Origin of the sequence: Adlercreutzia sp. ZJ242 (genome assembly GCF_011038995.1) — a bacterium.
GTDB lineage: Bacteria > Actinomycetota > Coriobacteriia > Coriobacteriales > Eggerthellaceae > CAAEEV01.
The window spans coordinates 25,499-47,491 of record NZ_JAAKEE010000019.1 but is presented as its reverse complement, the minus strand read 5'-3'; the positions used below and the strand labels follow the sequence as shown (position 1 = coordinate 47,491).

Below are 21,993 nucleotides of genomic sequence, written 5' to 3'. Positions count from 1 at the left end.
GCTTTGGCGGAGGGCCCATGCGGGCTCTCCGCTTCATCCGGTATTAGCCGCCGTTTCCGGCGGTTGTCCCGGCGCGGGGGGCAGGTTGGTCACGTGTTACTCACCCGTTCGCCACTGTATGCCCAACCGAAGTTGGCTTAACCGTTCGACTTGCATGTGTTAGGCACGCCGCCAGCGTTCATCCTGAGCCAGGATCAAACTCTCCGTTCGGAGGCGGGGCGCTCACGCGCCCCGCGTTTGATCGCTTAAAAGCTTTAAAGTTGCCAATCACGTGGATTGACGAGGTAAAGAATGTCCGTCTGACATATCACACTCTGAATTCGAGTTCCATGTCCTCAGTATCCGGTTCTCAAGGTCCCGCGGCAGGCCGCCCCGCGGCCTCCCCGCCCGCGCCTCTCGCGAGACGCGCAAGGAGATACTCTACCAGCCCGCCGACCCGATGTCAAGGGTTTTCTTCGAGAATCTTCCGAATCCTCCCCCGCGCCGGGCGGCGCGCCCTGCCTCTCCGAAAGGCAGCTCGTCTATACTACCTCCCCCGCCGCCGATTGCAAGCGATCCGGCGCGTCTCCACAGCTTGGACACAACTCCAGGAGGGAAGGGAGGGAAGGAAGGGAGGGAAGGGAGGGAGGACGGACGTGCGCGGGGAGCGACGACGGATCTGAGGCCGAAGGGCGCCCGCACCGTCCTGGGCGTGCGGGCTGTGCCCGGGATGGCGTCGAAGAGGCAGGACGAGAGGTCCGCTCGGAGCGACACGGGGCAGATGCGAAAAGGGCAGGCAGGCGAAGGCTGGAGTCAGGTAGGCGAGATCAGGGGCGAAATCTGTTTTGCGCGATAGGAATTCGCAAACAGCACAGGATGCGCTGCGAACTTGAGCGTATATACTCGAATCGAGCGCTGATCCTTGCAGCAACGCGTGGCAACATGCGGCAACATGCAGCAACGCTGTCTGTTCGCAAACTGCTCTATATAAGGTAGCGCCTGTCGTAAACGCATTGAGGACGTCCGTCGAAGAGGTACCCATGAACGCATCCCCCACACCCGCCATCCGCCTGCCCGACTTCGCCATGACGCTTGTCGACGCGCTTGAGGCAGAGGGGCATGAGGCGTGGTGCGTGGGCGGGTACGTGCGCGACGCGCTGCTCGGGCGCCCTTGCAACGACGTCGACATCGCCACCGACGCGCTTTGGCCCGAGGTGAGGCGCATCTGCGCTGCGCGGGGCCTGCGCGTCTACGAAACGGGCACGAAGCACGGCACCGTGACGGTGGTGGTCCCCTCCGCCACGGGCGCAAGCGAAGGCCGCGCAGGTAACGCCCGTGGCCTGATCAGCGCTGACGGCCACAGCTCGCCCGACGAGGGCGCCGCGCGCAACGCGTCCGTCGCGGGCGAGCCCCGCAATCCGCCCGACACATGCCGCGAGGCAGGGCATGCCGTCGAGGTCACCACCTTCCGCTGCGACGGCTCCTACCTCGACGCGCGGCACCCGCAGCAGGTGCGGTTCGTCTCGACCATCGAGGAGGACCTCGCACGCCGCGACTTCACCATGAACGCGCTCGCCTATCATCCCCAGCGCGGGCTCGTCGACCCCTTCGGCGGCATCGATGACTTGCGGGCGGGGATCATCCGTGTGGTCGGCGAAGCTGAGAAGCGCTTCGCAGAAGACGCCCTGCGCACGCTGCGCGCCTGCCGGTTCTGCTCCCAGCTGGGCTTTCGCATCGACGAGGGCACCTACCGGGCCATGCTCTCGCACAAGAGCCTGCTGGCGAAGGTGTCAACCGAGCGGATCACCCACGAGCTCGACGCGCTGCTGCTCGGCGCGCACGTCCACGACGCGCTCATGGGCACCGTCGACGTGCTCTCGTTCGCGTTGCCCGAGCTCGCCGCCATGAAGGGCTGTGCGCAGATGACGAAGTACCACGTCTACGATGTCCTCGAGCACACGGCCTACGCCGTCCAGAACATGCCGCCCACCCGCCTCGGCCGCTGGGCGGCGCTCTGCCATGACATGGGAAAGCCCGCGGCGGCGTTCTTCGACGAGAGCGGCGTGGAGCATTTCTACGGGCACGCGAAGGTGAGCGAAGCGCTCGCGGGCGCGCTCATGGACCGCATGCTCATGGGCGGCGCCTTCAAACACCAGGTCATGATGCTCGTGCGCCACCACGATGACGAGATCAGGCTCGACAACCGCGCCATTCGTCGCATGCTCATGCGCCTCGACGGCGACCCCGCGCTGTTCCGCACGCTGTGCGACCTCAAGCGCGCCGACGCGCTCGCGCAGGCGCCGGCGTTCGGCAGAGGGCGCGCCGGCGAGATCGAGGAGCTGCGGCGCATGCTCGACGCGCTGCTGGAGGCCGAGGGGGTGCCCTCGACGCGAAACCTCGCGTTGAGCGGGCGCGACGTCATGGAGCTCGGCGTGGAGCAAGGGCCTGACGTGGGCAGGATCCTCGCCGCGCTGCTGGAGGCCGTAGTGGACGAGCAGGTCGAGAATGCGCGCGAGCCCCTGCTCGAGCTCGCGCGCACGATGATCTGAAAGAGTTTGGGCGCCCCTCCCTTTCGCCGCCTTCAGCTACCTCGCGCCCGCGCGCCTTCCCTTCGCTGCCGGCCACCCCGGCGCATTCGCGCGCGGCGCCCGCGAGACCCTCCCTTCGGCTACTTCAAGCCGGTTGAGTCGGCGTCGAGGGACTCGCCGAGGTACTCGGTAAACGGGTTCGGGCCCACGTCCTCGAGCTCGGAGACATGCCAGCACTCCGTGGCGGGCATGCCCTCCACGGAGTCGGCGACGAACACCGGGTCCTTGCCCGCGTTGCGCTGCGCGGTGTAGTCGTCGAGAGCGCGCAGGGCCCACTTGCCCAAAAACAAGATGGTGACCAGGTTGATGATGGCCATGAAGCCCATGAATATGTCAGCCAGGTTCCACGCCAGGTCGAAGCTGTTCAGGCAGCCGTAGAAGATGACCACGAGGCACAGCACGCGAAACACGGTCAGCACGGCCTTGTTGCCGCCGAAGATGAAGCGCAGGTTGCTCTCGGCGTAGAAGTAGTTGCCGATGAGGCTCGAGAACGCGAACGCGAAGATGGCGAACGTGACGAAGTGTATGCCGCCCACGCCCACCGCGTTGTCGACGGCCATCTGCACGAGCGGCATGCCGTTGAGCGAGGTTGCCGCCTCGGGGTTCTGCACGTAGAAGATGAGCACCATCATGGCCGAGCACGTGCAGATGAGCAGCGTGTCGATGTAGACCGACAGGCTCTGCACGAGGCCCTGCTTCACCGGGTGGGACACGCTTGCCGTGGCGGCGGCGTTCGGCGCCGAGCCCATGCCGGCCTCGTTCGAGAACAGGCCGCGCTTGATGCCGAGCATGACCACGCTGCCCGCGAACCCGCCGAAGATCGACTGGAAGTCGAACGCCGAGGCGAAGATGAGCGCGAACACCGCGGGAATCTCGCCAATGTTGGAGAACGTGGTCCACACGGCCAGCGCGATGTAGGCGAACGCCATGATCGGCACGATGATCGACGTGATGATGCTGATGCGCTTCGCGCCGCCGAAGATGACGAACGCCGTCATCACCGCGAGCACGATGCCGAGCGCGATGGCCGTGCCGTTGGTGGCGTAGTCGGGCACGTAGTACTCGAGCGCCGAGGCCATGTTGAACGACTGCAGCCCGTTGAAGCCGAACGCGAAGCACAGGATGAGCGCGATGGCGAACACGATGCCGAGCCAGCGCTTGCCGAGCGCCTGCTGGATGTAGTAGGCCGGGCCGCCGCGGAACTCGCCGTCGCCCGCGCGCACCTTCCAGATCTGCGCCAGCGTGGACTCGACGAACGCGGAGGCCGCGCCGATGATGGACATGAGCCACATCCAGAACACCGCGCCCGGGCCGCCCGTGGCGATGGCGGTGGCGATGCCCGCGATGTTGCCCGTGCCCACGCGGCTGGCCGTCGACACCATGAGCGCCTGGAACGACGAGATCGACTTCCCGCCTTCCACGTGCTTCTTCTCGAGCAGCTGCGTGAACATGTCCTTGATGTAGCGGATCTGCACGAACTTGGTCTTGAAGCTGAACCAAACTCCCACGGCCACCAGCAGGATCACCAGGATGTAGGTGTACATGAAGCCGTCAATCTCACCGGTGACGTTGACGAGCATCGCGTTCATGGCGTCGAAGTCCATAAGCCCTCCTTCTAAGCGCGACAAAGCTGCGGGCGAAGCGCCTGCGCGCATCCCCTTGGCGCGCAGGCTCGCTCGCCCGCTGATTCTACCATCGCGTCGCGCAGCGTGGGCTGGGAAGTCAGAGCGAGCGCAGGTAGCGCCACTTTTCGTCACGCCCCTGTTCCACGCTGGCAACCTCCTCGTCGGAAAGGGCGCGGAAGCGGCCTTGGCGGCGCAGGTACGCCTCGACGCTCGTGAACTCCTTCGGGTCGCGGTTGAGCGTGAACTTGCCGCCGGGCACGCCGCTCACCTGCGGGCCCTCGTACTCCGCGAGGTACCACAGGCCGCAGTCCACCACTTCCTTCGCGATCTCGACGGTCTCGTCGACGCCGCAGCCCCAGCCGGTGGGGCACGGCGCGATCACGTGGAGGTACTTGGCGCCGCGGATGGACGCCGCCTTCTGCACCTTGCCCATGAAGTCGGACAGATACCCGATGGACGCCGTGGCGGCATAGGGAATGCCGTGGGCGGCCACGATCTCGAACAGGCTCTTCTTCTGCGTGAGGCAGCCGTGCGCGTTCTTCCCCGCAGGCGTGGTGGTGGTCTTGGCGCCGAACGGCGTGAGCGACGACTTCTGGATGCCCGTGTTCATGTAGGCTTCGTTGTCATAGCAGATGTAGAGGATGTCGTCGTTGCGGTCGATGGCGCCCGAGAGCGCCTGGAGGCCGATGTCGGCTGTGCCGCCGTCTCCCGCGAATCCGACCACCGTGCAATCCTCGGGCTTCTCGCCCTGCACGCGCAGGCCGGCCTCGATGCCGGAGAGGACCGCCGCCGTGGCCGCGAAGGGCGTGATGATGGCGTTGTTCGCGAAGCAGAGCTGCGGGAAGTTGAATCCCACGGCGCTCATGCACCCGGCGGGCAGCGCGCAGATCGCGTGGGGGCCGAGCACCTTGAGGGCGGCGCGGACGGCGAGCGAGCCGCCGCAGCCGGCGCAGGCCTTGTGGCCGAAGAAGAGCTCGTCGTCGGTGATGGTGCGTGCGTTGACCTTGGCCGCCATGGCTACCGCCTCCCTTCCGCGTCGTTGGCTTCTGCTGGCGCGGGGTTCGCTGAGACGGGCTGCGCGGCGCGCGGCGACGCGGCGGATTGGGCGGCGCGCGGCGACGCGGCGGGTTGAGCGCTGCGCGGCGCCGTCTCGCCGAGGCCTGCGTCGTTGACGCCGAGGAACACCACACGCGATGTTTCACGTGAAACATTTTCGAGCGTAGCAAAGACCCGCTCCATCTGATCGAGCGAGATGTCGTCGCCGCCGAGGCCGCCGATGAAGTTGAGCGTGGGAACCGACAGGGCCGCCTGCTGCAACGCGGAGTTCACGTTGGTGAATACCGTGCCCTCGGCGCCGAACGAGATGTCCTTCTCCAACACGCCGACCGCCTTCGCACCCGCGAGCGCACGGGCGAGCTCACGCGCCGGGAACGGGCGCATGTAGCGGATGCGCACGAGGCCGACGCGCTGACCTGCGGCGCGGCGCTCGTCAACGCACGCGCGGGCGAGGCCGGCTATGGAGCCGAGCGTGACGAGCACCACGTCGGCGTCTTCGGTGCGATAGGCTTCGATGAGGCCGGGGTAGCGGCGGCCGAACACGTCGGCGAAGCGCTGCTCGACCTCCGCGATCACCTCGACGGCGCCGAGCATCGCCCGATGCGCCTCGTACTTGAAGTAGCGGTTGAACTCAGGTCCCGCTGAGTAGCCCATGTTCACCGGATGCTCGAAGTCGAAGCGGTTGCTCGTCTGATAGGGCGGGAGGAACGCGTCGGCCTGATCAGGCTCGGGCACGTCAACGTTCTCGTAGGTGTGCGTGAGCGCGAAGCCGTCGAGATTGACCATGAAGGGCGTGCTCACGCGCGGGTCCTCCGCGATGGCGTAGGCCATGAGGGCCAGGTCGAGCGCCTCCTGGTTGTCTTGCGCGTACACCTGGATCCAGCCGTGGTCGAGCAGCGCCAGCGAGTCGCGCTGATCGCCGTAGATGTTCCACGGCAGCGCCGTGGCGCGGTTGGCGTTCATCATGACGATGGGGAAGCGTCCGCCCGCGGCGTAGGTGAGGACCTCGGCCATGTAGAGCAGGCCCTGGCTCGACGTCGCCGTGAACGTGCGCGCGCCGGTAGCGGAGGCTCCCATGGCGGCGGAGAGCGCCGAGTGCTCGGACTCGACGTGGATGTACTCGGCTTCGAGCTGGCCAGACTCGACCATCTCGGAAAGCCGCTCGACCACGACGGTCTGCGGCGTGATGGGGTAGGCCGAGATGACCTGAGGACGCGCGAGGCGCACGCCTTCGGCCAGGGCCTCGTCGCCGGAGAGGAAGCGCTTCATCGGACGTCCGCCTCGCTTTCGGGGATCATGCGGATGGCGCCGAACTTGCATGCCTTCGCGCACACGCCGCATCCTTTGCAGAAGTCGTAGTCAACGGCGACGGGAGCGAAGGCTCCTTGCGCGTTGCGGCTGTCCTCATCCCGCGCCGCCGCGGAGGCCGCCTTGTAGATCGTGCCGTCAGGGCAGTAGAGGTAGCACTGCAGACAGCCCGTGCACGCCTCGGCGTTGATGACGGGGCGCTCGTTGCGCCAGCCCGCGTTCTTCGCCACCAGATGCCCTGCGGGATAGCACGTCGTGCTCGCGTATTCGGCTGGATCGAGGCTCGGCGGGACGGCGAAGTGGGAGCGCAGCACGGGGATGTGCTCGCAAGCGCGCACGACGTCATGATCTTCGGGGACGGAAACGCCCGCCTGCCCGCCTTCGCCTGCGGCGCGCGATGTTTCACGTGAAACATTCGCGGGGGCGTCGGGAATGCCAGGGGTGCCAGGGGTGCCGAACGCTTCGGGCTCTTCGGAACCTTCAGGCCCTTCGGATCCTCGCGCGGAGGCCGCCCCTTCCTTTGCTTCTGCCACGGCAGCCTCTCCCCCGCCCTGCGCGGCGCGGGCGAGAACGCGCTGGCGCGCCTCGGCGACGATGCGCTCGTTCTTCGCATGCAGCTTCGCCGGCATGTACTGGCGAATGGCCTCGACTACGTGCTCCTCGCTCACGCTCGCGCACAGCACGGAAAGCGCTCCGAGGAACACGGTGTTGGGAATGGCCCGGCCCAGGACCTCCGTCGACAGCCCGTTGGCGTCAATGGCGACGATGCGCTCGTCGGCGTACGCCTTGACGCTGTTCACGAGAACGCGCCCGCCCGGCTTGAGCTCGCGCGCCCACGCTTCGCCCGCCGCGTCTAAGAGCGTGTCGTCGAGGTAGATCACGTAGTCAGCGCAGTCGATGGCGCTGCGATCGCCGATAGGGGCGTCGCTGACCTTGGTGAACGCACGCATCGGCGCGCCGCGGCGCTCAGGGCCGAACGACGGAAACGCCAGCGCATACGATCCGTCAGCTATCGACGCCGCCGCGCCGAGCAGCCGCGCCGCCGTGAACGCGCCCTGCCCGCCGCGGCCATGCCATAGAACTTCGATCATAGGTCCCCCTGCTTAAAGCACTTCGCCACTTCAAACCAGCCTCAGGGTCTAGAAGCGCGCGTACTTCTCCAGGTTCTTCTCAAGCTTCTCGACGAAGCGCTGCTCGAGGTCGGACAGCACGGCGCCCTTCTTCGTCACGTACCCCAGACGCAGGTCGACGTCGGTGTCGAGCGGCACGGTCTTGAGCGACGCGCCGTCGGAGATGCCCACCAGGATGCCGCTCGTCACGGTGTAGCCGTTCAGGGCGACGATCAGCTCCGAGAGCGACGCGCGGTCGGTGCACGCGATGGACTTCGCGCGCGGGACGCCGGCAAGCGCCTCCTCGAAGAAGGCCGCCGGGGCGTCGGGGCCCTGGTCGAAGTAGAGGTACGGATAGTCGGCCATGTCGTCGAGCGTCAGCTTCGCGGCGTTCACCATGGGGTGGCTCGCCGGCAGCGCCACGCGCGGCGCGCTGCGGATGAGCTCGTGGAACTCGCATCCCGCCTCCGCGAGCGCGGCGTTCAGCGCGTCGGCCGTCTCGGACGTCTGGAAGATCACGCCGAGGTCGCTCGTGCCGGCGACCACGTCGTCGATCACGCCCTGCGTGGTGCGGTCGTACAGCGCGTAGTGGTACTCTTCGCCACCCGCCGCAAGAACGACCTGCGCAAACGTCTGCACGTCAAACAGATAGTGCTGTCCTGAAACGGAAAAGCTCTTGCTCATGGCTACTTCGCCTGCCTTTCGTCGATGAAACGCGAAGCCTTGTGCTCGGACGAGGTCCCCAGCTTACCCGCATCATACACGATAACCTTGGCGGGGCGCACGCCCGTATGCGTCTTGAGGGCGTTCTCCACGCGCTTCGCCACCACGTCGTAAGGCTCGACGCTGCCCTGCGCGCGCTCGACCGAGACCTCGTACTTCGTCGTGAAGTTCTTGTCGTACACGCGGATGGAGTACTCGCCCGTGAGGCCCTCCTCGGCGCGCACCACGTACTCGATGTCCGTGGGGAACACGTTCACGGCGCCGACGATGAACATCTCGTCCTTGCGGCCGGTGACGTGGATGCGCGCGAGCGTGCGGCCGCACTCGCACTTCTCGGTGGACACGTAGCCGATGTCGCCCGTGCGGAAGCGGATCATCGGGCGGGCCTTCTTCATGAGCGTGGTGTACACGAGCTCGCCCATCTGGCCGGGCTCGAGCACCTCGCCCGTGGCCGGGTCAACCGTCTCGACGAGGATCTGGTCCTCCACGATGTGCAGGCCGTCCTTCGCCTCGCACATGGCCGCGCAGGCGCCGTAGATGTCGGACAGGCCGAAGAAGTCGACCACCTTCGCGCCCCACAGGTTCTCGATGGCCTCGCGCGTGGACTTGATGGAGCCGCCCGGCTCGCCCGCCACGATGATGGTGTGGATGCTGAAGTCGGTCTTGGGGTCGTAGCCCTTCTCCTTCGCCTTCTCGCCCAAGGTCCACGCGTAGCTGGGGCTCGTCCAGATGACGGTGGGCTGATACTGCTTCAGCACGAACAGCAGGCGATCCGACGGAACCGCGCCCACCCAGATGGCGAGCGCGCCGAGGCGCTGGGCGCCGATGACGTCAGGGCCGCCGACGTAGAGCGCGAAGTTCAGGCCGTGGACGTAGCGGTCGTTCGGGCGCATGCCCGCCTGCCAGAACAGGCGCGCTTCGGTGTCCTGCCACAGGTCGAAGTCCTCCTGCGTGAAGGGACTCACCGTGGGGACGCCCGTCGAGCCCGACGAGGTCGCCATGAAGATGACCTCCTCTTCGGGAACCGAGCACATCTCGCCGAAGAAGCTGCCGACGTGCTGCGTCTCGCGCTCCGTCTTCTTGTCGATGAAGGGGAACTTCTCGATGTCCTTGAGGGTCTTGATGTCCTCCGGCTTCACGCCCGCCTCGTCGAAGGAGCGCTTGTAGTACACGGTGTTCTCGTAGGCGTACTTCACCATTGTCTGCAGACGCTCGAGCTGCATGGCCTCAAGCTCGGGACGCGGCATGCATTCGATCTCGGGATCGTAGTATTTCTGATCGTAGGGAATGTCTTTGGCCATGATCTCTCCTTCTTGTTTCGCGCGTAGGGCCGCGCGGCTCGCTCCTGCCAAGGCGTGCTCTCGCAGTGTTTTTCCAGCATGTTGTATGAAACCACGAAAGCATGAAGCGAACAACCTTTCCCGTCATTCGATGTTCCGATGCTTTTATATCTCAAATTCAGATAACTAGGTTTATGGAGATTGCGAATACAATAGCTCGCGCCGATAACTCCGCTTATCATGCAGTGCGGAACGTGCGCTTGGGGAGAAACGAAAACGAGAAGCACCAGGGAGAGGAAGCCATGACGCTGCAACAACTTCGCTACCTCATCGCGATTGCCGAGTACGGTTCGATCAACGCCGCAGCCCACAACCTCTATGCATCCCAGTCGAACCTCTCCACGGCGATCAAGGAGCTCGAGAGCGAGCTCGGCATCACCATCTTCACGCGCAGCAACCGCGGCGTCACGCTGACGAACGACGGGACGGAGCTGCTCGGATACGCCCGCCAGGTCATCGAGCAGGCGGACATGCTCGAGGAGCGCTATGCGGCGGGCGGCCCCAACCATGCGCGGCTCGCCATATCCTCCCAGCACTACTACTTCAGCGTGCAGGCGTTCATGAACACGGCCGACCAGTTCGACGGCGAGGAATACGACTTCATCCTGCGCGAGTGCGCGACAGGCGAGATCATCGACGACGTGCGCACCTTCCGCAGCGAGGCGGGCATCCTCTACACGGACGAATTCAACCGGCGCGTTCTGGAGAAGGCATTCTCAGACGCGGGGGTGACGTACTGCCCCCTGTTCAATGCACGCGTACATGTATTCGTGGGAGAGAATCATCCTTTGGCGAAGCATGAGCTGCTTCGCCTTGAGGACCTCGAGCCCTACCCCCGCTACGCCTTCGAGCAGGGCACCACGAACTCCTTCTACTACGCCGAAGAGCCCTTCAGCCACCTCCCGCACAAGAAGAACATCCGCATATCCGATCGCGGCACGCTGACGAACCTCTTGACGCATTACAGCGGATACACCCTCTCAACGGGCGTTCTGTCGGAAGAGATGCTCTCGGGCATCGTCTCTATCCCGCTTGACGCGCCCGCGCGCATGCAGGTGGGCTACATCATGCACAGCGAGCGCCGGCCGAGCGCGCTTCTCGAGAGCTACATCGCGAACCTGCGCGAAGTGATCAAGGGGAACCCCACGGTCGACGCCTACCTGGGCGATTAGGCGGACCGCAGGCGTTACCTAGACGATTAGGCGGACCGCGGGCGCTTGTCACCTAGAGTTCGTCACCTAAATGCTCTTGAGGATCTCCATGACGAAGTCGGCGTTTCTGAGCATCGTCTCCTCGTCGACGGCGTCAGCCACGTCATGCGCCTCGCCGTAGAGCGCCGGCTTGCCAGCCTCCATGCCAGCGAGGTGCATCGTCTGGTACCCGCGTCGTGCGGCGCACGCCGTCGCGCTGTCCTTCCACAGCATCGAGCCCGTGCCCACGCTCATGCCGAGCGCCGCCGAGGCCTTGCGCACGAAGCGCTTCATGCGCGACGAGCCTTTGACCGGGCGATACGTGCCCTCCTGCTCGACGAGCGTCAGCTCTCCCGCGCCCAGGCCGTCGAGGTTCACGATCACCGAGCCCTTGAGCTCGGCAGCGTGCTCCGTCAGGAAGGCGTCCATGCCCGCGTTGCCCGCCAAGTCAGCGCCGAGGGCCACGAACCACACCTCGGTGTTGATGTCGGGATGACGGAACCCGTAGATGCGCTGGACGTTCTCCGCACGGACCTCCTCGAGGGCCGCGAGGTCATCTTCGACCAGGTCAACGGGAATGTCAGCCGAAGACGCGACAGATGCCCCGCCTTCGTCGACGGACGCAGGGAAGGCGTCTTCGCCTTCGGCAAAGCCATCGGCGTAGCCGGCAGCGTGCTCGTCGGACGCAGCACCGCCCACGGGGATCTTGTCCTTCACGCTCTTCACGCGATCGAGGGCATGCGTCAGCGACGCGCGGGAGAACCCGCCGCCGTTCCAGCGGATCGTCTCCTGCGTTGCACGGGGAGCGTCGTCCCCTTCGGCGGCGTAGTCCTCGTATTCGTCGTACTCGGCGTAGTCGTCTGCATAGTCATCATAGCCATCGTAGGCATCGTAGTCATCGTGGGCCGGCGAACCCGCGTCGAACGCGTCAGGAGCCTCCTGCTCCTCGCGGAAGCTCTCCCAGCCGCCGCGCGCCTTGCCCACGGCGCGCGCGTCAAAGGAGTCGTCAACGTCGAGCCACTCCTGCGGCGTGACCTCCTCCTGCTTCTTCTTGCGCCCGAACCCCAGCTTGCCCAGAAGCCGCGACGCGCGTGACTTCGGCATATCGACGTATCCCGGCCCAGCGAAAGCGCCCGTCTCGGTGTAGCTCTCCTCGTAGACCGAGTCGTCGGCGTCGTCAACGTACATCTCGTCAGGCGCGACGTCTTCGACCAGCTCGTCCCCCACCGGGGCGAACGCACCCGTGGCGCCAATGGAGGCGAACGAGCCTGCCTGGCTCACGTTGGACGAGGCCTCTTCTTCGGGCGCGACCTGACCATGGGAAGAAGCATCGTTTTGAGCTACGATAACACCCGAAAGCGACGGAAGTGACGCGCGCAGCGACGCCTTCTGCGCCTGGCGCGCCGCAGCCGGGGAGCTTGCGTTGTCAAGCCCGGCGACGGCGGGAACGGCGGTGCGCAGATCTTGGGCGCGCGACGAGGGATCAGCGAGCGGCGCGTTCTGCTTGTGCTCGGCAATCGGCGCAAGCGATCCCGTCAAGCTGGGAAGCGTGATGGCGCGCTTGCGACGGGCCCTCTTCGGCTCCTCCACCTGGTCAGCGGCAGGGTTGTCCAGCGCGCCAGGGGCCTGCAGGGCCTGCTGCCCCGCTGCAAGTTCGCGCGACTCGCGCTTGAGCGCTTCCCCGTCAACGGCAACTGGGATGAAAGAGATGGTCCTGTTAGGCGACGGAGCAGCGGAAGCGAGCGAACCATCAGCGGAAACAGCGTCGCCGTCAGCGGCGAGCGCGTCAGCGGGCGAAGGCAGGCTCTCAAGCGCCGAGGCGTCGAGCACGCGAACGGCAGGGACCGCCTGCGCATCGAGGCGGCTGCGCGGCGCGGGCGACGTGGTGCGCAGCGGCTCGACGGAAGCCTCGCGAATCATGACGTCGCCGATCTGGGGCTCGGGCAGAGGCGCAGGCGCTGCCTCGGACGCGACCTCAGACACAGACGCAGGGGCAGGCGCGACCTCGGGCGCGGCTTCAGGTGCCCGCGCCGGCGCGGAGGCGGGAGCTGCTCCAGCCGCGGCAGAGGCGGCGGGGTCATATCCAGCCGACGAGGTCACGCTCGAGAGGAACCCCTCTACGCCGGCAGCCGGATGGGGCGCGCCTTCGTAGGGAGTGACGGGCTGTACCGCGGCAGGACGATCTTGCTGCCCCTGCTGGCCACGCTCAAACAGCGAGGCAACCTGCTCAAAGTCGGACGCCTGCGTCTCGAGGATGCTGTCACGCATGCTTTGCAGGCGGCGCTCAGCTTCCGTGGGAGCAGGCTCGTCAACGTGCTGCGTGCGCTGCGCAAGCTCGCGCTCGGCAGCATCGAGGGCCTCGGCATAACGCGAGCGGTGCACGGGCGCGGCGGAAGCGGGCTTGCGCGCCTTCGCCTGGGCAGCCTTGAACCAGGCGGGGACGTCTGAGGAGTCGTAAGCAGCACGCGAAGCCGCGACAGCCGCAGAGCTCGCAGCAGCCATGCCCGCAGACGCCGCAGCGGCAGCTTCCTCGGTTATCCCGGCGGCCTTTTCTCGACTCATCGTCTGATCATCAGAAACATCAACGGGCGCGAACGCGTCAATCGCCTCTTCGCGGCGCGCGCGCATGTCCTCGTCCGAGGCAGACGCCACGGGCGGCTCCTTCACCTGGACGAGCTTGTCAGCTATGTCTATGTTGATCGTCTCGCTCACAGGGCGCCCGGAAAGGGCGGCGACGGCCGCCTTGGCGGCGAGCAGGCGCGCCTCCGGGGACTCGTCAGGAGGAAGCTCGAAAGCGGGCTCCTCGTAGTCAAGCTCAGCGCCGTCAGGAACGAAACCCGAGGCCAGCGCAGCATCTTCGCCATGCATGACCGCCTCCTGGCGAGCGATCTCCTCTTCCGAGACGCGCCCGCGGCCGATGCGCGCAGCGACCTCCATGAGAACCGACACGCCCGCGGCGTTGCAGTTCGCACCCTCGTTATAAGGCGCCGTGCGGTCCATCACGAAGGCGACCAGCGGCAGCACCGCCACGACCAGCGCGATCACCGTGAGCACGCTGAGGAACACCGACAGGCCGCCCTCGGCTGACGTGACAAGCCGAATGAGCAGCAGGAAGGGAATCAGGACCATCGCGCCGAGCTCAGCCCAGCGAACGTAGGGCAACGCCGAGAGGATCGGCGCCGTCAGGCCCTTCTGCACCCTTCCGCTGTCGTAATGGGCCACCAGGATGATCTTGCGGCGGCGACGTGCGGCTGCGCTTGAAGCCGGCTCGTACTTCGCTACGACGTTTTGGCTGACTCCGCGGTTGAGCAGGCGCGATACGACAGGCTTCCCCAGCGACTCAGCGGCGAAGAGAGCCGCTGAGAGCAGCGTGACGATCAGGGACGGGATGACCATGACGGGCACGAGCGTCGCGAGGAGCGCCATGAGGGCCGTGACGCCGGCGCAGATGGCGCGCGGCATGCCGAAGTCAGGGTTGCAGTTGAAGTCCTCGACGGAGGCAGCGAGCGTCGCTTCGTTCTGAAGCGCTTCGGCGAGGTAGAGCGCCGCCTGCTGTTCCTCCTCGGTTCCCGCGGGGCGCGGGCCGATAGTCTGCGACAGGTGGGCGACGTACTCTTTTATCTCGGACATGTGTCTTGCCTTTCATTTCCCAATCGGCACATGATTAGGGCATAATCATTAGCTAGTATACGCTATTTGCCCATGCTCCCCAAATAATCACGCAGAAACGCGTCGGCGGCAGCGGCGCGGGCTCGATCAGCCGCGTAGGAGTCGAAGTCAGCCTGCGTGTTCTGCTCGAAGCGCTCGCTCACGAGCGTCTGAGGATTGCCCTTCTGCTCCTTGATGAGCGCCACCGCCTCGGTGTCGGCCTTGTTGTAAGCCTCGTTCGCTTCGGCGAGCATCTCCTTGTCACGATCAAGGTAAGCCTGGTCAGAGGAGAGGGCCAGGCGCTGCGACTCTATTCTCAAATCAATATAATAGAGGAAGGGATCGAGCTCCACCTCATAGCCTGCCTGTGCTTCCACGAGCTGCTCACGGGCCTGCGAGAACAACCCGATGGCCTCGTTCGACTTCTCCATAGATGCGTTCACGTTGTCAGCGCTGATCTCGGCCACCAGCGCCGCTGCGGCACGGGCCGCCGCGTCTCCTTGGAGAATCAGATCCCATCCCTTTTGGGCGTGGTCGAACGGGGTGAGGACCCTCAGGGTCTCCTTGAGGGCCGCACTGCCTGACTGGATCATGTTGAGCCTCGCATTGATGCTGATGAGGGCTTGGTTCGCCGCCTCTTTGATTTCGTTGTCGACAACGCCTGCCTGCAAGGACTCGACTGACTGCTTGACCTCGGCAAGCGTGCGCTCCGCCTCCTCAAGCTGCATCACTCCCAGCGCCTGGGCAGCAGCGGCGTTCGGCTGCGGCGTGGCACTTGACGCAGTGGCCGCATCAGACTGCGATGTGGCGCCCGATGCGTCCGAAGAGGCACCCAACGACGTGCCGCTCGATGCATCCGATGCGTCCGAAGCAGAAGAAGCTCCATCAGCTGATGAAGAGAGGGAACCGTCCGGCGGCGGCGCTTGCTGTCCTTCCCCGTTCAAGGCAAACCCCTCATCTGCCAGCTGCTCAAGAGGCTTCGACGAAGCCTGGATCACCAGGTCATCGAAGGGAAGGATGATGTCGTCAGTCTCCTCTATCTGCCGAATACAGTCGATGAGCTGGGATTTCTTGTCCTGCTGCATCTGAAGGCCCGCATAGAGCGCAGCCGCGCCCACCGCTAGGAGCAGCATCACGACAAGAGACACGCCCGCGAGAGCCAGACGACGGTGACGCTTGCGGTTGGCCTTGCGCCGCGCGACTTCTTCAAACGGGGTCTCCCATGCGGGAGCTGTCACAGCAGATCGTCGCGAAGAACCCGCGCCTTTCTGCGACACGCCTGACGAGGTGCTTGGCGAAAGGCCGCCCGCCGCATCCAGGCCAGCCGATGAGGCAACGGAAAGCGCCCCGGAAGCGCCTCCTGCCCCGCCCGCGATCCCGCCGCCGGCAGAGGCACCCGCGCTCACCGCACCTGCGGTGCCCGCAAGCGACGCGCCGGCTGCACCAGCCGAAACGCCGCCGACAGCAGCAGCCGTCCCGCCGATGCCCGCTGTTGTCCCGCCACTGGCAGCCGCCGACCCCTCGACGGCGATCCCGGGAACCGTCTGGGGAGTCGAAGAGCCCTTCACCTGCCCGTCCTCAGCGGAGACGAACTCGCCGGTCGAGAGATGCAGCCCGCGCTCCTTGACCGGCGTCGCAACCGGCTTCTTCACGCGCCCGAGCGTAAACAGGGGTATGCTGCCCAGCCTCGGCAGGCGCGCCTTCGGCTCTGAAGCGCGCGCCTCCCCCTCTTTCGCAGCCTTCGCCGCATCAAGCACGCTGAAGGAGATCTCGTTCGACGTCCCCTTCGTATGGTGCTTGATGTGCGCCGCACCCGCTATCTTGTCCGCTCTATCTCTCACGATGAGCCTATCTCGTCAGAAAATGTTTCACGTGAAACATTTTCTGTTTCACGCGCGCCCCAACGCGGAAACCACTTCGTCAATCGTGCAGACGTGGATGTTCTTGCTGGGAAGCGACTTCAGAAACGCCTTTCCGTATCCTTTCGTCACGAGGCGCTTGTCAGCCAAGATCAACACCCCCTCGTCATCAGCCTTGCGAATCAGACGACCTGCCGCCTGCTTCGTCTCGAGCACCGCCGCAGGCAGCACGTAGCGCCGCCACGCCTGCGCGTCACGCGCCGCACGCTCGCACGACAGCGGATCGGTGGGCTTCGCGAAGGGAAGCTTGGGGATGATGACGCCTTTCAGCGTGGCGCCGGGTGCGTCGAACCCCTCCCAGAAGCTCTTCAAAGCGAAGAGCGACAGGTGCTCGTCCGCGAGGAAGTCATCGCGCAGGCCCTTCACCGACACTCCCCACTTCTGGCATACCAAACGCAGGTCCTCGTTCTTGAGGACAGGCTGGACTTCGTCGAAGCACTTCTCCATCTCGCGGCGGTTCGTGAAGAGCGTGAGCATCGAGCCACGCTGCGCAATATGCGCGCCGGTGAGCAGCCTCTGAAGCTCGGGCAGGTAGCGCGGCTCGTTCGGCTCGGGCATGTCCTTCACCACGTACACGGTCATGTGGTTGTCAAAGTCGTAGCTTGAGTCAAGTTTAAGCATGGTGCAGTGCGACGATTCATCAGCGTTGAGTCCTAGAGCTGTCTCAAATGCTGAGAACGACTCATCCACCGTCAACGTCGCTGACGCGTAGACGACTGAGTACGTGTTGGAGTACAGCGTCTCACCCAGGCGTGCGCCCACGTTGTAGAGCAGCGCTTCAAGGTTCTCACCGCCACGGCCTGCCTTATGGCACAGGTGCGCGGCATGCACGTAGCTCTCGGAGCCTGAGAACAGGATGGTCTCGGCAGCACGCAGCACGTCCTTGAGCTCCATGGCAACTGAGGCGATCTCACGTTGCACCACAGCGGCGCCCTCGACGTCCTCAAGGTAGCCGACAAGCTCCTGACATGCGGTTACGAGCTTCTCCGCGCGCTCGGACATAACCTGCCCGAAACCTGCGAGCGCTTGGAAGGCGGAGGAGCGGCGGATCTCGTCGTTGATCCACAGATCGACGTACTCGTACCCCTTGTTTCGCTTCGACGGGTCGAAGTAGAGCAGGTCGCGCACGTGAGCGGCAAACTCCCCCTCGGCCTCGGCGAAGAGGCGACCCGCCTCCTTCGCCTTGTTGGTCAGCACATAGAAGAGCGTCCCTGAGCCTTCGGAGTTAGGTGCGACCACGTTGCGCTCGGCGCGCACGAACACGTTCCGCGAGGTCTCGCCTGCCGAAACGCGTTGCGCCAGGTTGTTCAAGTCGTCAACGGAGAGCTCCAGCGAGAACGCGCGACGGGCTTCGTTCTCGGCGCCGTGGGCCTCGTCGACTACCCAGAAGCGGATGGGCGGCAGAAGCCCGCCGTCGGCGGCGAGGTCGCAGAACAGCAGGCTGTGGTTGGTGACCACCACGTGCGCCGACTCCGCGCGTCGGCGCGAGCCGTGCACGAAGCACGACGTCCCGTAGAAGGGACATTTGCGGCGCAGGCAGTCATGGCTCGTCGTGGTGATGGAACGGCGCGGCAGGAGGCGATAGTCGATCTTCAAGCCGTCCATGTCGTCGTACTCCGTCTGCTCGATGTAGGAGAGCAGCGCGGCGAGCGCGGGCGCCTGCGAGTATTCGCCGTTCGTCACCTCGCGCATCTTCGGTCCCTCAGCCACAAGGCGATTTATCTTCCTCAAGCAAGGATAATGAGAGAATCCCTTGAGGGCGGCGAACATGAGGTGCTTCCCCTGCGCTTCGAGCGCTTGGGACAGCGCGGGCAGCTCATGGTAGACAAGCTGGTCGAGCAGGGCATTCGTCTTCGTGGCCACCCCGACCGTTATGTTGTTGGCGACGGCCGTCAGCGCGGCGGGCACCAGGTAGGCCATCGACTTGCCCACGCCCGTGCCAGCCTCCACCATGAGGTTGTCGGACGTGGAGAACACGGCGCGGACGGCGCGGGCCATCGCCACCTGCTCTCCGCGCGGCTCGTACTCCTCATAGAGCGACCCGACCAGCCCTGCTTCGCTGAACGCCTGGTCAATCTCGCGCGCCGAGGGAAACACCAGGCCCGGCTGGGGTTCTTCCGCAACGTCCTTGGCGTCGCGCTTCGCGCGTTGCTCGATACGACGCACGCGCTCGCGGCGCATCGAGCGCAACGAGAACGGCTCATATGCGAGGTCTGAGGCGTCGGAGAGGGGTGTTGCAGCCGCTGCGGCGACATCTGCGACAGTGGATGAGGCTGCTGCAGGAGCGGTTGAGATTATCGTCGTATCATCTATTACGGCCGACGTCGTATCAGCACCTACGGTTGCTGTCGCTCTTTCTACAGCTGCCGTTGTACCTGCGCATGCAGCCGTCGCACCTGCGGCGGCTGCGATATTCACCCCGTTCGCCCCCGGCGCCGCCTTGCGCGCTTTTTCTCGCGCGAAATAGGCGAACACCACCGAAGTCGACCACTCAGCAGGCGTGGCCATCCTCGCGATCTCGCCGACGAGCGACGTGGGCATGGCGTCGACGGCCGCAAGCAAGATGCGGAAGAGCGCGCAGGTGGCGGCCACATCGTCATCGGCGCGATGCGTTGAGAGCGGTGCCCCGAAGGCGCGCACCAAGTCGATGAGGCGATGTGACTTCATGCGCGGAAGAGCGATGCGCGCGAGGTCAAGCGAGTCAAGCCACGTGTTCTCAAGGAGCGGGTAGCCCGCAGGGTGCTTCGTGGTGAAGTTGCGGTCGAACTCCGCGTTATGCGCGACCACCTTGGCGTCGCCGACGAACGCGACAAGCTGGGCGAGGGCTTCAGCGGGCAGCGGCGCATCAGCTACGTCCTCGTCATGGATGTCAGTCAGATGAGCCACGTCGTCCGGAATAGGTTTCCCTGGGTTAACAAATGTGATGAACCAGTCAACTATCTCGCCTTTCTCCAAGCGCGCCGCGGCGATCTGGGTGAGCTCGTCATGATTGAGGGAGAAGCCCGTGGTCTCCGTGTCAAGCACTACGATGTTGCGGTCAAACTCCCCGAAATCAGATTGGGCGGCACGCTGAGGAAGCGAAGCATAGCGCTCAAACACCTCGTCAGGCGTTCCCTCTGTGACGAATCGCTTGAGAAGGGCAGCAACGACGTCGGGTGACGAGTCAGAGGCTTCGGAATACTCACCACTGTGTGAATCGAAAAGGTATTCGCTAGACGTAGCAGAGGATGATGACTTGAACGAATCGCCTGCCTCTATCGACTCCACCGAATCCGCTGGAGTCGATGCCTCTCCCACGCAAGCAGTCGAGGAATCCGCAGACGGGACGGACGAAACCAGCGTCGTGGGACTTCCGGAAGAGATACAGGATGAGACGCTTCTGTCATCTGGCGCGTCAGTTAGAGTTTTCCTAGGCATGTTACAACTTTCTGGCTCATATTCACGTTCCGCCGCTCGCGCGCAGGCACCGATCTCACTGCCTTTCATGAAGCGGAGCAAACACGCTGAGCGTATTATTCTATTATGTGAGACAGCAAAAACGTATCTAGACATTGTATCAACCTCTGAGATAGGTAAGTCATGGATCAGTATTTCGGTACATATCAAACATTCAACACCGTTTCGAAAAACGACGGCGCGGCGCTCATTGGCGCCGACAACCTCATCGGTGATCTTTACCGGATCGACATCGAGATGGATAGCAATTCCCATAAGGCGTGGCTCGTCAATCGGTTCGACAAGCGCGTCGGATTCTTTGACGCCAAGTTCTCACGCGAGCTGAGCATTTGGAAGGCACGCGGAATGAAGATGACGGCAATTCTCTCGTTCGTCGCCTACTCCGACGCTCCCGATCCAGGGCGCTACTGGGGCGAGATGGCCGTCATCTGCTACAACCCCTCAAACGACGAAGCATTCTCAACGTTTGTCGAAGGGGTGCGAAAGAAGATGGGAGAAGGAACGCGCCTGAACGTCAACCTCAAAGACAACGAAGTGAAGAAGGTTCTGTCGAGCAAGGGAACATGGCTACCCGACCAGAACGTGCCCATGCCCAAGCTCTCAAAAGGCAACGCCATCATGAAGAGCAGGTTGTCCGTAAGCGAGAAGGTTATCGAGCAAGGACGCAAGGGAAACAAAGGGTGCTATGCAGCGAGCTGGGCATTCCTCATCGCGCTGGTTGTTCTTATTCTACTCGGACTGAAGTCCTGCGGCGTGTTTTAAAACGATCCGAATAAGGCAGAGTGAACGAAGGGGAGAGGGAAATGTTTCACGTGAAACATTTCCCTCTCCTCCCTACCGCCTCATAAACAACCCAGCTGCCAAAGCTGAAAAGGAGGGTGTGATGAGTCCCCTTTAACTCATCTCCAAGGTTTCCACCACACCTGCAAGCCTAAGGGAGGGGTTTGAAATGTTTCACGTGAAACATTTCAAACCCCTCCCTTTTCGCTCACAGAGCTGTCGAATGCGGTTTCAGTCTTTCTCTAACGCACACTGGATGAGAAACGTGCAAAGCTCAGGGAAGGACATGCCCGCCGCACGCGCGGCATCGGGAAGAAGCGAGGTTCCCGTCATGCCTGGAATGGTGTTCGTCTCCAGTATCCAGCTTGTCCCTTCCTCATCGAGAATGAAATCAGATCGCGACACACCTGAGCACTCAAGCGCCTTATGGGCCCTCTCCGCCAGCTCCTGAATCTCAGCAGTCACCGTATCGGAGAGACGAGCAGGACAGATATGTTCTGAGCCACCGGGAGCATATTTCGACTCGAAGTCATACGAATCGCTCTTGGGAACTATCTCAATGATGGGCAGCGCACGAGGGTTGTCGTTGCCGATGACAACCACCGTGAGTTCTGTTCCCTTCACATAGGTTTCAACGAGGGCCAGCGTGTCGTATGAAAAAACCTCTTTCAAAGCAGACTCTATCTCTTGGCGGCCTTCAACAATAAACACGCCGAGTGAGCTTCCCTCGGTCGCGGGTTTGATTACGCAGCGATCCCCCACTGTCCCTATGATCTCTTCAACGTCAAACGATTCTCCCTTTTTGAGAGTTATCGACTGAGGTGTAGGAATACCCGCCACCTCGTAAAACATCTTAGCTTTCACCTTGTCGATGGCCAGCGCGCTCGACCATACGTTGGAACCGATGTAGGGCAGATCAATCATCTCGAGGAATCCCTGGATCGCGCCATCTTCGCCCTTTCGACCATGTAAACACAGAAATGCTACGTCGAAGTCACCATCAATAAGAGCCTTCAAATCATCTTTAACCGCAGGATCAAGCGGTGTCACTTGAAACCCCGCCTCAATGAGAGCATTGAGAGCACCTTTTCCCGAAGCGAGCGAGATCTCGCGCTCACCACTCGTCCCCCCTGAGAGAAGCGCCACACGACATTGAGTTGGTTCGAAGGACTCAGACATCAGCATCTTCTTTCCCTATCGATTAAAGACATCGTTCGAAAGTATACCAAATGTTGATGAGCTCCTGAACAGAGCACTCTCTGCCTGCATTCT

At 63.8% G+C, this 21,993-nt stretch carries 13 protein-coding genes and 1 rRNA gene; 3 read left to right on the top strand and 11 right to left on the bottom strand.

The genetic code is table 11. The annotated features are described in order from the left end of the window. Nucleotides 1–210, bottom strand: a 16S ribosomal RNA gene (locus tag G7Y49_RS06460); the annotation flags it as partial. 809 nt (nt 211–1,019) lie between these two features. On the opposite strand from G7Y49_RS06460, the gene G7Y49_RS06455 reads away from it, so the two are divergent. After that, nucleotides 1,020–2,528: a CCA tRNA nucleotidyltransferase gene (locus G7Y49_RS06455; RefSeq protein ID WP_165172181.1), complete on the top strand. Its 1,509-nt coding sequence runs from the start codon at nt 1,020–1,022 to the stop codon at nt 2,526–2,528. A 119-nt stretch (nt 2,529–2,647) separates the two neighbouring features. On the opposite strand, the gene G7Y49_RS06450 is transcribed toward G7Y49_RS06455, so the two are convergent. From G7Y49_RS06450 to G7Y49_RS06425, 6 genes are all read right to left on the bottom strand, one after another. Next, nucleotides 2,648–4,171, bottom strand: coding sequence for a sodium:alanine symporter family protein (locus G7Y49_RS06450; protein WP_165172179.1), 1,524 nt, complete (start codon nt 4,169–4,171; stop codon nt 2,648–2,650). A gap of 118 nt (nt 4,172–4,289) precedes the next feature. Beyond that, complete coding sequence (locus tag G7Y49_RS06445; RefSeq protein WP_165172177.1) at nt 4,290–5,207, bottom strand: thiamine pyrophosphate-dependent enzyme; 918 nt, start codon at nt 5,205–5,207, stop codon at nt 4,290–4,292. 2 nt (nt 5,208–5,209) lie between these two features. Further along, on the bottom strand, nt 5,210–6,517 hold the full coding sequence (gene porA / locus G7Y49_RS06440) for a pyruvate ferredoxin oxidoreductase (protein ID WP_165172175.1): 1,308 nt from the start codon (nt 6,515–6,517) through the stop codon (nt 5,210–5,212). Continuing rightward, complete coding sequence (locus G7Y49_RS06435; protein ID WP_165172173.1) at nt 6,514–7,647, bottom strand: 2-oxoacid:acceptor oxidoreductase family protein; 1,134 nt, start codon at nt 7,645–7,647, stop codon at nt 6,514–6,516. The genes porA and G7Y49_RS06435 overlap by 4 nt, the downstream gene beginning before the upstream one ends. Nucleotides 7,648–7,695: 48 nt before the next feature. Next, nucleotides 7,696–8,349, bottom strand: a complete 654-nt coding sequence (locus tag G7Y49_RS06430) for a LysR family transcriptional regulator substrate-binding protein (protein WP_165172171.1) — start codon at nt 8,347–8,349, stop codon at nt 7,696–7,698. Between the two features lie 2 nt (nt 8,350–8,351). Further along, entirely contained in the window at nt 8,352–9,689 is a 1,338-nt protein-coding gene (locus tag G7Y49_RS06425; protein WP_165172169.1) for a phenylacetate--CoA ligase family protein, read from the bottom strand. A 281-nt stretch (nt 9,690–9,970) separates the two neighbouring features. Here G7Y49_RS06425 and G7Y49_RS06420 point away from each other — a divergent pair, with 281 nt between their 5' ends. Continuing rightward, on the top strand, nt 9,971–10,900 hold the full coding sequence (locus G7Y49_RS06420) for a LysR family transcriptional regulator (RefSeq protein WP_165172167.1): 930 nt from the start codon (nt 9,971–9,973) through the stop codon (nt 10,898–10,900). 66 nt (nt 10,901–10,966) lie between these two features. Here G7Y49_RS06420 and G7Y49_RS06415 read toward each other — a convergent pair whose 3' ends face one another. The 3 genes from G7Y49_RS06415 to G7Y49_RS06400 all read right to left on the bottom strand — a co-directional run bounded on the left by G7Y49_RS06415 (nt 10,967) and on the right by G7Y49_RS06400 (nt 19,584). Continuing rightward, nucleotides 10,967–14,548 (bottom strand): aminopeptidase, encoded by a 3,582-nt coding sequence (locus tag G7Y49_RS06415; protein ID WP_165172165.1) that lies wholly within the window; start codon nt 14,546–14,548, stop codon nt 10,967–10,969. Nucleotides 14,549–14,610: 62 nt separating this feature from the next. Then, nucleotides 14,611–16,407 (bottom strand): hypothetical protein, encoded by a 1,797-nt coding sequence (locus G7Y49_RS12090; protein WP_206214581.1) that lies wholly within the window; start codon nt 16,405–16,407, stop codon nt 14,611–14,613. Between the two features lie 48 nt (nt 16,408–16,455). Next, nucleotides 16,456–19,584: a helicase C-terminal domain-containing protein gene (locus G7Y49_RS06400; RefSeq protein ID WP_241157302.1), complete on the bottom strand. Its 3,129-nt coding sequence runs from the start codon at nt 19,582–19,584 to the stop codon at nt 16,456–16,458. Nucleotides 19,585–20,064: 480 nt separating this feature from the next. On the opposite strand from G7Y49_RS06400, the gene G7Y49_RS06395 reads away from it, so the two are divergent. Then, nucleotides 20,065–20,703, top strand: a complete 639-nt coding sequence (locus tag G7Y49_RS06395; protein ID WP_165172159.1) for a hypothetical protein — start codon at nt 20,065–20,067, stop codon at nt 20,701–20,703. A gap of 249 nt (nt 20,704–20,952) precedes the next feature. On the opposite strand, the gene G7Y49_RS06390 is transcribed toward G7Y49_RS06395, so the two are convergent. Then, nucleotides 20,953–21,900 (bottom strand): D-alanine--D-alanine ligase, encoded by a 948-nt coding sequence (locus G7Y49_RS06390; RefSeq protein ID WP_165172157.1) that lies wholly within the window; start codon nt 21,898–21,900, stop codon nt 20,953–20,955. Nucleotides 21,901–21,993 lie beyond the last annotated feature (93 nt).

Excerpts from the sequence above, each read along its gene's own strand:
- G7Y49_RS06455 (WP_165172181.1), top strand. The coding sequence starts at position 1,020 with ATGAACGCATCCCCCACACCCGCCATCCGCCTGCCCGACTTCGCCATG.
- G7Y49_RS06450 (WP_165172179.1), bottom strand. The coding sequence starts at position 4,171 with ATGGACTTCGACGCCATGAACGCGATGCTCGTCAACGTCACCGGTGAG.
- G7Y49_RS06445 (WP_165172177.1), bottom strand. The coding sequence starts at position 5,207 with ATGGCGGCCAAGGTCAACGCACGCACCATCACCGACGACGAGCTCTTC.
- porA (WP_165172175.1), bottom strand. The coding sequence starts at position 6,517 with ATGAAGCGCTTCCTCTCCGGCGACGAGGCCCTGGCCGAAGGCGTGCGC.
- G7Y49_RS06435 (WP_165172173.1), bottom strand. The coding sequence starts at position 7,647 with ATGATCGAAGTTCTATGGCATGGCCGCGGCGGGCAGGGCGCGTTCACG.
- G7Y49_RS06430 (WP_165172171.1), bottom strand. The coding sequence starts at position 8,349 with ATGAGCAAGAGCTTTTCCGTTTCAGGACAGCACTATCTGTTTGACGTG.
- G7Y49_RS06425 (WP_165172169.1), bottom strand. The coding sequence starts at position 9,689 with ATGGCCAAAGACATTCCCTACGATCAGAAATACTACGATCCCGAGATC.
- G7Y49_RS06420 (WP_165172167.1), top strand. The coding sequence starts at position 9,971 with ATGACGCTGCAACAACTTCGCTACCTCATCGCGATTGCCGAGTACGGT.
- G7Y49_RS06415 (WP_165172165.1), bottom strand. The coding sequence starts at position 14,548 with ATGTCCGAGATAAAAGAGTACGTCGCCCACCTGTCGCAGACTATCGGC.
- G7Y49_RS06395 (WP_165172159.1), top strand. The coding sequence starts at position 20,065 with ATGGATCAGTATTTCGGTACATATCAAACATTCAACACCGTTTCGAAA.
- G7Y49_RS06390 (WP_165172157.1), bottom strand. The coding sequence starts at position 21,900 with ATGTCTGAGTCCTTCGAACCAACTCAATGTCGTGTGGCGCTTCTCTCA.